9 protein-coding genes and 1 pseudogene are annotated in these 14,948 nt (G+C 59.8%); 7 read left to right on the top strand and 3 right to left on the bottom strand.

Annotated features, from left to right (window positions below; translation table 11 throughout):
* Window positions 1–6: 6 nt before the first annotated feature.
* Window positions 7–1,032, top strand: coding sequence for a glycosyltransferase family 4 protein (locus NKJ23_RS22120; RefSeq protein WP_352682350.1), 1,026 nt, complete (start codon window positions 7–9; stop codon window positions 1,030–1,032).
* A gap of 105 nt (window positions 1,033–1,137) precedes the next feature.
* Complete coding sequence (locus tag NKJ23_RS22125; protein WP_352682352.1) at window positions 1,138–1,542, top strand: recombinase family protein; 405 nt, start codon at window positions 1,138–1,140, stop codon at window positions 1,540–1,542.
* 19 nt (window positions 1,543–1,561) lie between these two features.
* Here NKJ23_RS22125 and NKJ23_RS22130 read toward each other — a convergent pair whose 3' ends face one another.
* Entirely contained in the window at window positions 1,562–2,686 is a 1,125-nt protein-coding gene (locus NKJ23_RS22130; protein WP_352682354.1) for a right-handed parallel beta-helix repeat-containing protein, read from the bottom strand.
* Between the two features lie 310 nt (window positions 2,687–2,996).
* On the opposite strand from NKJ23_RS22130, the gene NKJ23_RS22135 reads away from it, so the two are divergent.
* The 5 genes from NKJ23_RS22135 (at window position 2,997) to NKJ23_RS22155 (ending at window position 10,322) form a co-directional block, all read left to right on the top strand.
* On the top strand, window positions 2,997–4,658 hold the full coding sequence (locus tag NKJ23_RS22135) for a GMC family oxidoreductase (RefSeq protein ID WP_352682357.1): 1,662 nt from the start codon (window positions 2,997–2,999) through the stop codon (window positions 4,656–4,658).
* A gap of 34 nt (window positions 4,659–4,692) precedes the next feature.
* Window positions 4,693–5,853: a glycosyltransferase gene (locus NKJ23_RS22140; RefSeq protein ID WP_352682359.1), complete on the top strand. Its 1,161-nt coding sequence runs from the start codon at window positions 4,693–4,695 to the stop codon at window positions 5,851–5,853.
* 436 nt (window positions 5,854–6,289) lie between these two features.
* Window positions 6,290–7,735, top strand: coding sequence for an undecaprenyl-phosphate glucose phosphotransferase (locus NKJ23_RS22145; RefSeq protein WP_352682362.1), 1,446 nt, complete (start codon window positions 6,290–6,292; stop codon window positions 7,733–7,735).
* 428 nt (window positions 7,736–8,163) lie between these two features.
* Window positions 8,164–9,324, top strand: coding sequence for a PqqD family peptide modification chaperone (locus NKJ23_RS22150; protein WP_352682365.1), 1,161 nt, complete (start codon window positions 8,164–8,166; stop codon window positions 9,322–9,324).
* On the top strand, window positions 9,321–10,322 hold the full coding sequence (locus tag NKJ23_RS22155) for a nucleotidyltransferase family protein (RefSeq protein ID WP_352682367.1): 1,002 nt from the start codon (window positions 9,321–9,323) through the stop codon (window positions 10,320–10,322). The genes NKJ23_RS22150 and NKJ23_RS22155 overlap by 4 nt, the downstream gene beginning before the upstream one ends.
* Window positions 10,323–12,281: 1,959 nt before the next feature.
* Here NKJ23_RS22155 and NKJ23_RS22160 read toward each other — a convergent pair.
* Both NKJ23_RS22160 and NKJ23_RS22165 read right to left on the bottom strand, forming a co-directional pair.
* Window positions 12,282–12,481: pseudogene (locus tag NKJ23_RS22160) on the bottom strand (metal ABC transporter permease); the annotation flags it as partial.
* Between the two features lie 397 nt (window positions 12,482–12,878).
* Window positions 12,879–14,621 carry a right-handed parallel beta-helix repeat-containing protein gene (locus NKJ23_RS22165; RefSeq protein ID WP_352682369.1) on the bottom strand — a complete coding sequence of 581 codons (1,743 nt, stop codon included), beginning with the start codon at window positions 14,619–14,621 and terminating at the stop codon, window positions 12,879–12,881.
* Window positions 14,622–14,948: the final 327 nt, after the last annotated feature.

The raw sequence follows: 14,948 nt of genomic DNA on the forward strand, positions 1-14,948 counted from the left end.
GATGGTGTGAGCATCTTCATTGTGGCACTTGCCCAGGCGTTGCTCGAACTGGGGCACCAGGTGCAGATCGTGGTCGGCACCTTCGAAAGCGCGAAATTCCAGCGACTTCTTTCGCCTCGCTTCGAGTTGCCGATAATCGGATTGAGCCGCACGCGGTTGACCGGACCGGCCTCAGTCGCGGCATGGCTGCGGGCGATCGGTATCATCAATCGGTTCCGGCCGGACCTTGTCATCCACAGCGAGACGGTGCCGCTACCGCTGCGTGGCACGATCGTCCAGATCGTTCACGATCTCGAGAGGCGGAAAGGGGCGCTTGCGGCAGCATGGCGAGCCATTCGACGCGCGAGCATGCGGCACTGCCACTACGTCGTCGCCTCCACGACCGAGCTTCAGGAGGAACTGGTGCGAGATCTTGGGCTGCGAAGGGACCAAATCCTGAAAATTCCCAAATGCATCGATCGCCAGTCATATGCGTCTCGTGGGCTGGCAGAGCGCGAGCGGGCAATCCTCCATGCCGGCACGTCGCCCTACAAGGTGCCGGAGGCGACGATCCGGGCATTCGGCGCCCTCAACGACGCATCCGTAACGCTTTACGTGACGGGTGACATCACAAGCCCGGTGCGAGAGGCGGTCGACGCTCTTCCTGAAGCGATACGGGGGCACGTGGTCCTTCTCGGGATGGCAGAGGGAGCACGCGTTCGCGAACTACACAGCCGCGTTCGCGTCGCCGCTTTCCCCACGCGCTATACGGTCCCTGTCGCCTCGGCAACGGTGATGGAGGCGATCGCCACCGGCACGCCCATCGTCGGGTCTTCAAGGCTCAGCCGGGATCTGCTCGCGGATGGCGTGAATGGGGCAGTGGTCGAACCACAGGCCGAGGCGATGGCCGCAGCGCTGAAGGCTGTGCTGGACGATGATGACCTTTGGTCGCGTTTGTCGGCAGGTGCCGGCCAGTGGGTGGGACGGTTCGATGCACACGGAGTCGCAAAGCAATATCTCGAGCTCGCGGATCTCTCCGGACATGGGAGATGACAAAGGGACTGCCGAGCCGCGGCGGCATTCAGGCTCGCAGATCGTCAGCGGCTTCGTCGGGCACCTTGGACCCTCGCTGAAAGCTTCTTACGATTGGAGATTGCGATGATCATCGGCTACTGTCGTATCAACACCTTCGAACCCGCTGCCAGGCTGGAGGCGCAAAAGCTTTATCTTGCCCGCTTGGGAGCCGAGAAGTTCTTCTGCGAGAAGACTGGCATATTCGGTTCGACGCCGGAGCTCGAGAGGGCGATCGCATGTGTCAGGAAAGGAGACGTGATTGCGGTCACGAAGCCGTACCGTGTTGCGCGCACAACCCGCGAAGTGCTGGCGCTCATCGAAAGGCTTGGCACCAAGCATGTCGGTCTTCGCATCGTCGACACACCTATCGATACGAGCACGACGACGGGACGCATGATTCTTGCATCAGCGCCTCTCTGGACGCTTGGGATGTCCCCGTCGCGGTCAATGCTGTCAGACCTGCTTTTCTTTTGGCGTCGTCGTCGATAGGGCCTCGTCGGATCTCTGCTCACTGCCAGTTGAAGGCAAGCCGCAATGGCGGTCTGGGATCAAATACCTTGCGCTCGATGGACCAACCGGCATGCACGGCCGCCCTTTGCCAGATGATGTTGCGGGGATTGGCGAGCGCGTAGACGCAGCAGTCCCTAACACTGTGCTTTTCAGCGCCTTCCGATATCCGGGTATGGAACGACAGGCCGTTGGATGTCGGGGCGTCCCTGCCGTCCCGTGGCTGATTGTAGGTGTCCCGGGTGCGGCAGCGGTTGAACGCGCAACCGCCACTGCCGACCTTACCCTGCGGAACGGCCGAGAAGGCGCCGTTGCCCTGTTGAACGGCATCGACGTCATCGACCCGACAATTGAAGCTCCCCTCCAGCATGACGCCAACACCTGTGGGGCTGTTGTTGTAGAAGACGAGTCCACGTCGAATTGTACAGCGGTCCGAGTGAAAGGCGGAAATGTTGTCCTCGGTCCAGGAGGTGGGACCGTTCTCGGCCGAGAATTCTTCCAGGCTCGTATCCGGAGAGCGGTCGAACTGCACATTCTGTCCACGGGGGAACGGCCCGCGCGCGTCGTGGAGTTCGAGGAAGCTCATCTGGGTGCCTGGACAGTCGAAGACATAGATATTGGAGGAGCCGCGGGACGCCTTGACACGGATGATGATCGCATCGGGGCAGCTTTCCAGCTCTATGTTGTTGCGGCTCTGACTTGGTTCGGTCCCCGAGGGGGGAACGCCGACATGATCGATCTCGACATCCTGCAAGCGTATGCCGGCGGCTCCGCGGGCGTATATCCCGCTGCCCATGGCATGACGAATGCGGCAGCTGCGGACGATGACGCCCTGATGGAGTACCGTGATCCCGTTGCCATAGGGGGCGTAAATGTCAAGATTTTCAATGATCTGCCCATCCGCGTGCGTGAGCACGGGTCCGCTTGGACGCGCAAGGGAGACGGCACCCCCGAACCATTTATCGCCAGATCGCCCCTGGGCCAGAGGCACCGCTGCACCGACGGCACCCGAGGCAGGCAGCGCTAGCAGCCCGGCAAGGAGACGGCGCCGATTAAGGCGCCGGGGTTCAAGAGACTGCCGGGCGCGCAACATGAAATCTATCAGCCCGCCCAGTTCGGGTGCCAAACGTCGACTCGGCTTGTGCGGAGACGTCGAGGTGGCCAACGCGATGCAGATAAACCCTACCTCTCGGCAAGGCGGCTTCTTCGGTCAGGTTGTCGTCAGGCATCCCCATTTTCCCCTGTGCGCCAGCGGCGCAGGTTCCTGAAGAATGCACTATCGGCGGCAGGCTTATGCACGCACAGCACTCCGCACACCATCTCTCCATTCTGGCCGCCGCGAAAGCCCTCCATAAGGCTTAACTCCGATGGGCAAAGTGCCACCGGCCGGATTCCCTGCCATTCTCTGAAGCTGGTAATAAGCGGAGCGCGAGGCGATGTCGGTTGAAGCGGACGTCTTTGACTATGTGATCGTCGGAGCCGGGGCGGGAGGTTGCGTCTTGGCCAATCGTCTGGCGGCTGACGGGACCAATATGGTCTGCCTGCTCGAGGCGGGCCCGGCCGACCGCAGCATCCTTCTGCACATTCCGGCGGGACTCTACAAGACATCCTCGAATCCGAAATATGCCTGGCAGTTCGACACGGAGCCTAGTCCGGGGACGGCCAACCGTTCTATTCCGATGTCGCAGGGCAAGACACTAGGCGGTTCGACCGCAATTAACGGAATGAACTACAACCGCGGCGCGGCTGCGGACTTCGACGAGTGGGCCCACCAGGGCAATCGAGGCTGGGGCTACGCCGACGTGCTCTCCTATTTCAAGAGAACCGAGCGGAGGGTTGGGGCATGCGATCCCTTCTACCGCGGGACGGACGGACTGCTTCCAGTTACAGATTGCGATTGGCGACATCCACTATGTGATGCATTCATCGAGGCCGCGCTCAATGCCGGCATCCCGCGTAATCCCGACTACAATGCAGCAAGCCAGGCCGGTGTGGGCTACTATCAGCGCTATATCGATAACGGATGGCGCGTGAGCGCAGCGCGGGCTTTCCTACGGCCGATCGCCAGAAAGAAGAACTTGGACGTCCGCACGAACGCGCAGGCCACGGCCGTCCTGTTCGAGGGAAAGCGTGCCATCGGCGTTCGATATGGACGAGGAGGGCCGGGTCATCCCACGAGCTGTGTGAAGGCCCGTCGAGAGGTGATCCTCTCCGCTGGCGCGGCGAACTCACCAAAGCTGCTGCAGCTGTCAGGCGTGGGTGCTGCGAGTATGCTCTCCGGCCTTGGAATTCCGGTTGTGCACGAATCCCCCGGTGTCGGTGCAAATGTTCAGGACCACTACATAGTCCACCTGATCGCCCGGGTGGAGGGCATCGAAACGGTCAGCGGACACGGCTTCGCCCTCCTGCGCGAGGCAGCGAAATGGATGCTGGGCCGCCCGAACTTTCTCGCCGTCAGCCCGTCGCTCGTCTACGGGTTCGCCAACTCGCGGGATCTTCACTCCACCCCCGATATCCAGCTTGACCTTGCCCTGGGCAATTATACCGATCACGGCGGCGCGCGGCGGTTGCCGGTCATCAAGCTTGGCTATTATCAGTTGCGGCCGAAGAGCATCGGACATGTTCGGGCGGTCTCGGCAGATCCGTCTCAAGCGCCGCTGATCCAGCCCAACTATCTCGCCGATGATCAGGACCGACAGGTCGTCATCAACGGCATGAAGACTGTGCAGCAGCTGTTTCGGGCCCCCGAGCTCAGGCGCTACAACTGCACGGAAGAGCTTCCCGGCCCGAAAACAACGGACGACGCCGACCGGCTGCAGTTTGCCCGCGAAACCGGGCTGACAGCCTATCATTTGTGCGGATCGTGCCGGATGGGCCCATCCGCTAGTGTTGAATCTGTCGTGGACGACCAGTTGCGGGTCCACGGCCTCGAGCGCCTGCGGGTCGTTGATGCTTCCATCATGCCCTCCGTTCCCTCGGCCAACACTTCGGCCGCTGTCTTTATGATCGCGGAAAAGGCGGCAGACATGATCCTGGGTCGGCAACCCCTCCCGGCACTGGAGCACTATGCGCCGGGCCAACCTGCGGCGGCCGAATAGTTGAAAATCGAATGACAAGTGCCGGGAGAATTCCTTGAAGAGACGTACACTGGTTGCCTCTGAATTCAATGCGAAGGACCGGGCTCACTTTGCGTCGGCGTATGAGTTTTGCCGCATCGTTGCCGAATGCGAGGATGCCGATCTGATCGCCCCTGGCATCGACAACTACCTAACGAGACGCTTTCACGCCGTTTTGCCAAAGCACGACCCTCACAACGTCCAGCGTGACTTCAACAGACTGACAAACGCGTTTCGCAAAGGGCTGGGGTTAATGAATGCGCCAAGCATTGAGCATGTTCGGCTCACGCAAGATTATGACCTTTTCTTCTTCGTCGCCTGGAGTCCGCAAAGCCTTGTAGAATTGTCTCGGATCCACGACTGGCGCCGCCGATGCAAGGTTGCTGTCGCGTATCTGTTCGAGCTCTGGTCGAGCACTCTCGAAGAGGACCGCCGCTATCTGAAGCTCCTGGACCAGTTCGACCACGTGTTCCTGTTGCACAGCGCGTGCATACCTCGCCTGCCTCAATACACCCGCACGCCCTGTTCCTTTCTTGCCACGGCTGTCGACGGCCTCATTGCAACGCCGTACCTATCGCCGGTCAAACGCGTGATCGACGTATACTCGATCGGCAACCGAGCCGCGAAGATACACGGACAGCTTCTGAAGCTGGCCGAAGAGCGGGACCTCTTCTATCTCTACGACACGCTCGCAAGCACAGATTCCCGGGTGAAGGCGTGGCATGAGCATCGTTTGCTGCTCGCCAATATCATCAGGCGCACGCGCTATTTCATGGCTTTCAGTCCAGCGACGCTTGCAAACTCGAAGGCCGTCACGGTTGCCGGCGAGCAGGTGCTGCCTGCCCGTCTTTTCGAAGGGGCCGCGGGGGGCGCCGTCATGCTTGGGACCGCGCCGCAATGCGCCGAATTCGGCGCGCACTTCGACTGGCCAGACGCAGTGATCGAGGTATCACCAGACTCGAGCCATATCGCAGACGTAATTGGCGAACTCGACGCAAACCCCTGCCGTACGGAATTGTTGCGCCGGACAAGTACGGTCCGTTGCCTGGAGATGCACGATTGGGTCTACCGTTGGGATCACATCCTAGCCACGATCGGCATGCAGCCGCTCCCACGCCTCCACGTTCGCAAGCTCCAGCTGCGACGGATCGCCGCCGATGCTATGGCGCTCGCCTAGACGATCAGGCCCTAAAATGAGACCCGGTTTCGGGTTCGGCGCTCAGCGGTGCCCAAACAAAGAGAAAGGGCGGCAGTTTCGAACCGGTCGCTTCCGTCGGAGCGTCCGCCGCTCCAGGCCTGCGCGCGAGAGCATATCATTTCGAGGTACTCGAAAGGCTAACAGGCGCCGGAAGCGGGCAAGAAAGGTCGGTGCGTCCGCCGGCTCTACCCTTTGGGGTTAGAGCTTATGCCGAATTGGATTCGCGCAGTGTCGCTGCCATTCTCTGGCCATTCCCCGTGCTACCGCAGCCACCGCAATCGAACTTCGCGTGAAGGGGCAATGATCGCAGGCGACGGGTGCCACGTCACGCTGGGCACTCCGGTGGTTTTCAGCAGAGGAGGAGGGTCGTCGCGATGTTGGTCGATGAATGCGGCTTCGAACGCAGGTGAACGTCATGGCACTTCTTCATGAAGCCCCCCGTGCGGGCGCCACGTCAAACGCACCGCGGTGGAACGTGCCCCTCAAGGTCAATGTTCTTCTGCAGTCGTCTCCGCTTCTCGAGGCAATGTCCGTCGTGCTGCTCAGCATCGCCTCGGGAATGGTATATAATCTTGTGAGCTTCGGACATTTCGGCGAGTACGGCCGGAACTTCGGGCTGGGTGTTGTTGTAGCCGCCCTTTTTTCGACTTCCGCATATGCGCGCGGCCTGTATCTGAGTTCCGAGCTGCGGTCGCTGGCCTCTCAGATCAAGGAGGTCGCGCTGATCTGGACGGCGGTCTTTCTTTGCCTGTCGGTTGTGGCGCTTGCACTCAATGTGGGAGACATGTTTTCGCGCGAAGCCGTCATGCTGTTTTTCGTGACGGGACTTGGCGGCATCATCTTCGTGCGCCTGGGCGCCGGACGACTGTTTGCCTCGCTGACCAGATCGGACATGCTTGCCAAACCGCAAGTAGTGATCGTAACCCAATCGGACGTGCGCGTGCCAAGTGGCGTTGTCCAGGCAATCGAGGCTTCCGGATGCCAGGTCTGCCAAACGATTACATTGCCTGCTGCATCCAGCGAGAGCTCGCTCCTTGAGTGTATGGATAAGCTCATTGAACATGTGCGTCGGCGTTCGGTCGACGAGATAGTCCTTGCTGTCAGTTGGGCTGACATATCCCTGATTGAGAAAATCACGGCCCACCTTTGCGTGGTCGCGGTACCCGTAAGGCTCCTTCCGGACCACGTCGTTAGCGCGCTCTTGAAGCGACCTGTCGTCAACCTGGGGGGGACGAGGGCGATAGAATTGCAAAGCGCGCCCCTGACGGCGCCTCAGCTCCTGATGAAGCGGCTCTTCGATCTTGTGCTGACCACTGTCGCCCTCCCATTTCTTCTGCCCCCTTTGGCCGTTGTAGCGGCGCTGATTGCGCTCGAATCCAGGGCGCCGGTGCTCTTCTGTCAGCGTCGGGCCGGGTTCAATGGCCGCACGTTCAAGATCTATAAGTTCCGAACGATGACGATCCTGGAGGACGGGCCCGTTGTCCCTCAAGCCTGCAGGGGCGATCCCCGCGTCACCCGCGTTGGGCGCATATTGAGAAGGTTCAGTATCGACGAGATTCCACAGCTATGGAACGTGCTGAAGGGCGACATGTCGTTGGTAGGCCCACGGCCGCACGCGCTCGCGCATGACAGCGAATACAGCCAGATCATCTCTCTTTATCCGGCTCGGCACAAGGTGAAGCCGGGGGTCACCGGCTGGGCACAAATAAATGGCTGGCGCGGCGCGACGCCTGATGTCTACATGATGATCAAGCGTGTCGAACACGATATGTGGTACGTCAACAACTGGTCGGTCTGGCTCGACGTAAAGATCCTGCTTCTGACCATCCCCCGCATCTGGACGGGGCGAAACGCCGTCTAGCCCAACTTTGCCGATTCGTGTGGCAAGTGATTGATTTGCAAGGAGTGGCGGCTGGCCGACGACCCATCGATTAACTGCCAAGCGACACCCCAATCGGAAAAAGCGAACCTCTTCTTTGACGTTATCAATTGAATACGACTTTGGGTGAGGCTCGACACCATGAGAGGTGCGGCTCTACTACAAAAGGCGCTGTTACAGAACAACTGAATGCAAGCGATGATCAGTGCGAAAAACAGCGACCGCTCAATGCATAACCTGCGACTTCAAGCAAAAGTGCCGGCACGGCAACGGCGTTGGCAAGTTACCGCTTTGGGAGCGGAGGGGAATGCTATGACTCGAACGATTGACGAAGATCGTGTCTCTCTGGTCGTGAGTTCCACTCGAATCGAACGATCTCCACGCCCAGACAAACGAGGATGACGGCTTCTGTGAGCCCGCAACAAACCCGAACCACTGACCGAACTGCGGGGCCTCCCCTTGTAGAGTATGCTACGGCGAGGTTAGTTCCCCAAGGTCGGCTTGCATGCATCAAAGGGCAAAACATCCTGCTCAGTTCAACGCAGGGGGTAGTCTTTGCGCTCAATGACACTGCGGCGGATATCTGGCGCTCGCTTGAAGAAGGCGTGCCGGTCCAGGCTATCTTGGGCGAGATGGCAGCCCGTGGCGTTGATAGGCAAGAGGCCTATGGCTATGTCGAGGCTGCCCTTCAAGACTGGGAACGGCTCGGCCTAATCCAGCCTGCTCCACCGCCGTGCCCAACCGCAGCTCATCAACATATCTGCCAGGTCGTTGCTGTTCCAGGCGTGTGTGTGCGCATACTGTATCCGGCTGCCGTCGCCTTTCCGGCCGCGACCGTATTTCAGCATCTCGAAGTTCGAAACAGGGCCGTCGACGTCCTATTCCATCTGGTTGAGCGTGGGCAGCGGATCCACCTGTTCCGGGATGGCCACTGGACTGATTCCTGTGGTCGAGACGGGATACCCATTATGGTCAAAGGGCAACTGCTGGCCGAAGTGCTTGGGCACAGTGAATATGAACTCGCCCTGCATGCGGCGGCGCTGTTCAAGAACGGCCGCACGCTCCTCCTTTGTGGTAACCCTGGCTCGGGCAAGACGACCCTGACATTGGCGCTGGTTCACGCGGGGTTTGGCTTCGCGGCAGACGATGTGACACTTCTCGACTCGGCCGGACAGGGTATCGGCCTTGCTTTTGCGCCTTCAGTCAAATCGGGATCATGGTCCATTCTCGGACAATATTTCCCCGAACTCGGCAGGTCTCGGGTTTACCGGCGTCCCGATCGCAGGCGTGTGCGTTTTCTTGTGCCTAGGGATCATGTCCCTCCCGTTCCCCGGCCCGTGGGCTGGGTGGTCTTGCTCTGTCGGACGCAGGATGCCAAACCTTCCCTGCGCGTGATTGACCCGAGCGAGATCTTGGGTGGCTTGCTGAACGGCGCCTTTGCGCGGAATAAAGAGCTAAGTAGCACTGCGTTCGACGTTCTTTGCCAAGTCATCCGATCGGCAGAGGGCTTTTGCCTGACCTATGCCAAATTGGGTGACGGGTTGGAACTGCTGAAGGCGGCGTGCCGATGAAGCCCACCAGGGATGCGTTCGAGGCCCTGATCGCGGGACTTAACGGGCGCCTGGTGGTAACGGCCGACTGGCTGGCGGTGATTGCACTCGCCAACCACACTCTGCTTACGCCCGTCTTGTTCGCCACTCTTGCGCACACGGGCCAGCTTGACCGGCTCCCCGAAGAGGTGGGCCAGTATCTTCAGTTCATTTACGGCTGCAACCGGGAACGCAATTTGCGCTTGCGCAGGCAGCTGAATGAAGCCGTTGCTGCCCTCAATCAGGGGAGCGTCGTTCCGGTCCTGCTCAAAGGGGCCGTTCCCTTGTTCCTTTCGTCGAGCGGCAGGGTTCCCGACAGAATCATGAGCGATCTCGACTTGGCTGTGGAAACGACCAAAGAAGGGGCTGCCCGGGCTTGTCTTGCCAAGCTTGGCTACGCCGAAGTGACGGTCGCTGGTGGCATGGCGCGCCCGCAAGATGTCGGTCTCCTGGAGCTCCGGCCGTACCGGGAGATTGACCGCGAGCCCCCGAGGCTTGCCCGGCGTCACGGCCTTAGGGCGAAAATCCCCGCCCCACAGTCGAGGGCCCTCCACTGGATCATGCATGATCTCATCAAGGAGGCGGACTACTGGCGCGGAAGGACCGACTTTCGCCACCTTTATGATCTGGCACGGCTGGCGGAACAGCATAAGCTGGATTGGGCGATGCTCCGAACATCCTTGCCCGATCAGAACGCGCGGAATGCGTTCGATACCCAACTCTTGGCCTTGAGTCACTTCTTTGGCGTCAGAGCACCGGCGCAATATGTGCGGCGTCCCTTGGTTCGCTTTCAACACTGGCGGCGCGTCTTCCCCTTGTACCATCCCGTCCTCGGCGTTCCATTGCGCCTGGTCGGCAATTCGCTGTGGGGTATGTGGCGACTCCTACATGGCGATGGCTCGGGCCGACGGAGTCCGCTCGACTTTGGACGCCGCGCCACGAGCATCCTCCTTGACGGCGATCTCGGGTCAAAAGTGTAGTAATACTTAATTTCCTGAAGTGTGTCTTGATGGCGACTTGTCTTCATAACACCCATATGTCACATTATGGCGTTAGATGTCATGTTAGTTCAGGACTGTTATTCACAAGATTGGAGTACATTTCGATGAAGAGCAGGAAATATTCCAAAGTAAAGACAGGCAAACGTATCCCAGAAGAACAGGCGCGTCGTGAATTTCTAAAGAATGCCGGGCGTTTTGCTATTGTAACACCTCCATCCATTGCTCTGTTGCTTGGGACGAGCTTAAACTCGCAAGCTATTGCCGCATCGCATGGCGCACCTCCCGGACATGGGGGTCCTCCTGGGGGTCCTCCTGGCCGACCATAGATGACGCGTAGCCCGAATAGACGCGGCGCGAAAATCTGCAGAAAGCTAGTTCGAGTCACCTGTCCTGCACGCAAGAGCGCGGAAAGTGTCGGCCCCACTGCGCTTGTAGAGGCGGAGACAGGGGTCGAGCGGGCCATCCGCGCCGGAGCCGGCGAACGCGTGCTATGACTGCAGACCTTTTTCGAGGTGTCAGGCATCATCATCATTAGTCACGCGTTACGCATCGACGCGTGTCCGCCGGAGGAGAGAGTGCGCTGGATATGACGCCGGCGGTCCTGGGCGCCCCCCAACCCACGGGCCGTCGCAGTGCCGGCGCTACGTTCGGGCCCATGAGTGACGGCAGCAACTGGTCACGACTGCCCATCTGCTGCCCATCTGCGCTATTCGTCCTTCCTGCTGGATGATCATTCGATCTACCGCCGACAGGGGGTTCGGCCTGTAGGTCAGATCACAACAGTCTTTCCGTCTCTCCGCAACCCTTCGACGGCCCGGATCGGTGCTCGATTGCCATCGCTGTCCAAATTGGAATCAGGCTCATCGAGCACGACGAAGCTCGGCTTGCCAAACAGGGCGCGCGCGAGACGGACCGCTGCCGCTGTCCACCCGACGGTCCGACTCCATCCTCCCGACCTTGGTCATATACCCGTTGGGGAGGCGCTGGATCATTTCGTGCACAGAGGCGTGTGTTGCCGCCTCGGTCACCTGCGCATCGGGCCGCGTCCGCTCGGAAGCGCGCAATGTTGTCGCGCACGCAACCGGAGAACAGCTCGATATCCTGGAGCGCGGTGCCGAGTTGGTCCGGACCATAATAGCGCAGATCGTCGCCATCGAGTCGCACGCACCCTTGCGCCGGCGGCCATGCACCCACAAGCGAAGTCTTCAGCGTGAACGTCGCGCATGACGACCGGCGTGTTCGTGCCGGGGCGAGGACGAAAAGGTTCTCGACGGAAACCGTACCCCTGACGTCAGGCAGACGCACGAGTCCGGCAATGGGCGGTTCTCCTGGAATATGCGCTCCAGGCGCGCATGGGCGCTGCGCGCGGACAGCGGATACCGGTGCACCATGACCGGATAGCGGGCTCCATCCCGAGCCGCCGGCCGCTACCGTGCGGCCGTTCCCAAAGCGGCCTGACGGCGTGCTACGAACGGCTCGCGATGGCGCAAGATGTCGACGAGAGCCGAAGTACGATCGGGTAGGCTGGCGTGGAAAAAGGCGGGGCTATGGGCTCTGGATGCGCGCGCATCTGCCTTCCTGCTGGTCAGGAGACGAGACAGCCGGCCGGGTGCTCCCGCACCGCAAGCGGACGCGTTTGACTGGAGAGAAGCAAGCACCGGTCTCCTGCGACTATCTATAAAGCTTGCCGCAGCGCATATGCGGAATCGGCGGCTCCTCGCAGTGACGATAGAGCTGTTCCCGACCCGCTACGCAGATCTGGGCCTTTAGCGATCCGACCGGATCGTAATGCCCGCCTGAATAACCTCGGAATTGCACGAACTTGTCTCAGTGCCCAGGCGATCGCTGCCTCAAGGATCAGAGTATCCGTTCGACGAGAAGCCATGTCGCGCATCGCGACGCCGGCGACCCAGGCGCCGGCAATGACGCAGTCGACACGTCATAGCCCTCGGGCAGCTCCAGGATGAAATCGTGAACGCCGGCGAGCGATGCCCGCTTCATGGCATAGCCGGATCGGCGAGCGCGATGTTCTCGCGAATGGACCGGTTGAAGAGCACGTTCTCTTGCAAGAAGACGCCGATCTCACGTCGAAGCCAGGTTGGGTCGACCACCGGCACATCGACGCCATCGACCAGCATCACAGGCCAGCTCGCTTCGACACAGCATAGGCCTGCGCCGCAAGGCTTAGGAAAGACGTCGCTCGATGACCGAAAGAGCCAGTTCCTCTCGACGCCACGGCGTCAGACGGGCATTCTTGTGGATGTTCATTTAGTACCCTCCGGTGAGTGCTGAAGCTTGGTAACTCCAGTCGCCTCGGTTGGGTCCGCATCGACAACTACGGAAAGCTCACAAGTCGAGTCCGTTCCATCCCGATGACATCGGGATGGAACTCCATTGAGCGTGATCTTCTCCGAAACCGGGCTCCCCTTTTGGTACGCTGACCTTCGGTTCGGGATCATGGCTTTGAGAGACTGTGATCCAGTCCTTATTTGCCAGGGCAGCCCCTCGCGGGATGTTAGTTCCCCGCGTAGTCCTTCAGGTCACATAAAACGAGGCTGCGGTGAGCGACAGATGTGGGGAAAGGGTGGCGAACTGTGTTTGAGATGCGCCGCCGGCCCCGTCATTGTCGAAAGAGAGAGCCCCGGTTTCACTGTTGTAGATGATATGATCGGAGCTGTCATGCGCGGCTGCACCAACAAAGAAAGCTTTGAACGGAAGCCCTCCCGACTGAAGCCCGGCAAAAACGGTATCGCTGAGATGGAACGTATCCTGGGAGCGCTTGAAGTCGGTGATCTTGTCGACATTGCCGGCTCCAAGAGCCGTATTGAACGAGAAGGCATCGTGGCCCCCGTAGCCGGTCAAGACGTCGGCGCCGAGGCCGCCGTTGATGACATTGTTGCCGGCATTGCCCTGGATGGTCTGGGCGAACTCGTTGCCGGTGAGGCTCATTGCCTTCGCGTCTGACGCGGTGTTGGTGGCGAGAAGCTCGATCTCCGAGCCGGCCGAAAGCGCATAGCTCACCGAGGCGAGCACACTGTCGTTGCCGCCGCCCACCGCCTCAACCACCTTCTCGTTGGCATTATCGACATAGTAGGTATCGTTGCCGCCATAGCCGATCATGGTGTGGCCGCTGGTTCCGTGGAGTATATCGGCGCCGCTGGTGCCGTACAAGGTGCCATCGCTGGTGCTGCCGGAAGGAGCGACAGTCCCAGTCCCAGTCCCAGACCCGGTCTCGGTCGTGCTAGTGGTTGGGGGAGTGACGCTCGCGTCCGTGACAGTGTCGGTCGAGCTATCCGCTGCGTAGTCCCAGGTGAACTGGTTATCGACGTGTGCCACTGGGGTCGCCGTGGGATCCTCGTGCACGTCGGCCACGACCGCCTTTGACGCGTCCCAAATGATGTTGTTGGGATTGCCAGGGTTGGTGTAGCTCGAGTTCAGGATGCTGACCCCACCGGAGCTTACATTCCAGATCAGTCCATTCGACGAGGGAAGCCCGCGGCCTTGATCCTCATCGATACCGTCGAACGACCTCGTGTGATCGAAGGTCACATCGCTCGCGTAGGAAGAGAACGCGCCATTGCCCTGATGGACGGCGTCAACGTGATCCACCCTGCCGCCGGTCGATCCGTTCTCGAACATAACGGCCACGCCGGTCTGAGAGTTGTTACCGTCGATCACCCCATTTGAGATCGTCGTATTCGGGCTGCCATATACCGAGACGATGTCCTCCGGATGCGAACTGCCGGCGTCGTTTACGGCATAGAAGTCGGTTAGCGAACTATTGCCCGAGTTGTTGAACTGGACGAACTGACCGCGCGGCATTGGGCCATGGAAGTCGTAGCCATCGACGTGTGAAAGACTCGCGCCGGGCGAGTTCACGAGATAGATGCCAGTCGAGCCTTCCCGCACTGTGGTGTTATGAACGGTCAAGTTCGAGGCGTTTTCTGCGTTGATGTTGTTGATGTTCGGGCTCGTCTCGGGGTCGATTCCCGCCGGCGGGTCGGCGTTGATGACTTCGGTGTTCTCGATCGTGACGCCGTTTGCGCCCGATACCACCACCCCGTCACCTTCGACGTGATGAATAAGACAATTGCGCAGAATGACATTGTCGTGCGTAATCGTGACCGCGTCCCCGTTGGTGACGTAGATGTCAAGATTTTCAATCACCTGGCCATCATACTGCGATTGGATCGGTGTGGTGGTGTAGGTAAGACCCTGCGCCGGCTGCGTCGTTGCCGTCGACGCGGAAGCGGTGGAAATGGGAGCTTCGATCGTCACTCGGCTGCCTCCGTCGTCGCGCGTAAGTTGTTCAACCCTTCCGAGTGTGTCCACAGTATTTCCTTGTCGCGACTCATCGATCTCATGTGTTTCTCCAGTTAAATAGTAATCTCCATAAGTATCTCTAAAGACACTCACGGACAATAAAACGACAATCCATCGTCTTAACGAAATTCTGACAATACAACCAGAAATTTCATGTGGGGATATAATGCTAACGTTCATGACCATAATACGGCGTGGATAAGGCTATACTGAGACTCTCCCGGGCGATTGGCGTTGCGTTCAAGCTTGCGCCTACGTCGAATTGCAAACGTCGTCTAGTAT

Origin of the sequence: Mesorhizobium sp. M0184 (assembly GCF_040322215.1) — a bacterium.
Classification (GTDB): Bacteria; Pseudomonadota; Alphaproteobacteria; order Rhizobiales; family Rhizobiaceae; genus Mesorhizobium.

What these genes read in the sequence shown, in the direction of transcription:
- NKJ23_RS22155 (WP_352682367.1), top strand. Translation starts at nt 9,321, where the DNA reads ATGAAGCCCACCAGGGATGCGTTCGAGGCCCTGATCGCGGGACTTAAC.
- NKJ23_RS22145 (WP_352682362.1), top strand. Translation starts at nt 6,290, where the DNA reads ATGGCACTTCTTCATGAAGCCCCCCGTGCGGGCGCCACGTCAAACGCA.
- NKJ23_RS22135 (WP_352682357.1), top strand. Translation starts at nt 2,997, where the DNA reads ATGTCGGTTGAAGCGGACGTCTTTGACTATGTGATCGTCGGAGCCGGG.
- NKJ23_RS22125 (WP_352682352.1), top strand. Translation starts at nt 1,138, where the DNA reads ATGATCATCGGCTACTGTCGTATCAACACCTTCGAACCCGCTGCCAGG.